Source organism: Luteibacter sp. P1_D3, from assembly GCF_056406135.1.
In genome coordinates this window covers 1-1,181 of sequence record NZ_JBFUAT010000094.1, presented here as the reverse complement: position 1 = coordinate 1,181, position 1,181 = coordinate 1, and the positions used below count along the sequence as shown (strand labels likewise).

Sequence of the window (1,181 nt, the reverse complement as noted above, 5' to 3'; positions counted from 1 at the left end):
AACCGCTATTCACTGACCGACACCGACGTCGAGCAGCTCGCCCGCTATGCGCTGATCATCGAAGCGCATTACGGCCGCCCGATGGACATCGAGTGGGGCAAGGACGGCATCGACGGCGAGCTCTACATCCTGCAGGCGCGTCCCGAGACCGTCAAGAGCCAGTCCAAGGGCAAGGCCGAGCAGCGCTACAAGCTCAAGGGCACCGGCACCGTGCTGGCAGAGGGCCGCGCGATCGGCCAGAAGATCGGCACGGGCGCAGTCCGCATCGTCCACGACATCAAGGACATGGACCAGGTGCAGGCCGGCGACATCCTGGTGACGGACATGACCGACCCGAACTGGGAACCGGTGATGAAGCGCGCCAGTGCCATCGTGACCAATCGCGGCGGGCGCACCTGCCACGCGGCCATCATTGCGCGCGAGCTGGGTATCCCGGCAGTGGTCGGCTGCGGCGATGCCACCGAAACGCTGAAAGACGGCATGCTCGTCACCGTGAGCTGCGCCGAGGGCGATACCGGCAACATTTATGACGGCCTGCTGGAGACCGAAGTGACGGAAGTGCAGCGAGGCGAGATGCCGCCGATCGACCTGAAGATCACGATGAATGTCGGCAACCCCCAGCTGGCGTTTGACTTCTGCCAGATACCCAACCACGGTGTCGGCCTGGCRCGKCTGGAATTYGTCATCAACAACAACATCGGCGTGCACCCCAAGGCGATTCTTGATTACCCCAACGTGGATGCCGACCTGAAAAAAGCAGTGGAAAGCGTGGCGCGCGGCCATGCCTCGCCGCGTGCCTTTTATGTCGACAAGGTGACCGAAGGTGTGGCCACCATCGCAGCGGCCTTCTGGCCCAAGCCGGTGATCGTGCGTTTGTCGGACTTCAAGTCCAACGAATACCGCAAGTTGATCGGCGGTTCACGTTACGAGCCCGAGGAAGAAAATCCGATGCTCGGTTTTCGCGGCGCGTCGCGCTACCTCAGCCCTGATTTCGGCGAAGCCTTTGCGATGGAGTGCGAAGCGCTCAGGCGCGTGCGCGACGACATGGGCCTGGTCAACGTTGAGGTCATGGTGCCGTTTGTCCGCACCCTGGGCCAGGCGAAGAAGGTCACGGACCTGCTGGCGCAGCACGGCCTCAAGCGCGGCGAAAAAGACCTTCGCGTGATCATGATGTGCGAAGT

General features: G+C 62.6%; 1 protein-coding gene. It reads left to right on the top strand.

Features of this window, described 5'->3' with window-relative positions:
- The coding region (gene ppsA / locus AC1DYM_RS22990; RefSeq protein ID WP_477342366.1) for a phosphoenolpyruvate synthase at positions 1–1,181 on the top strand (1,181 nt) is incomplete at both ends.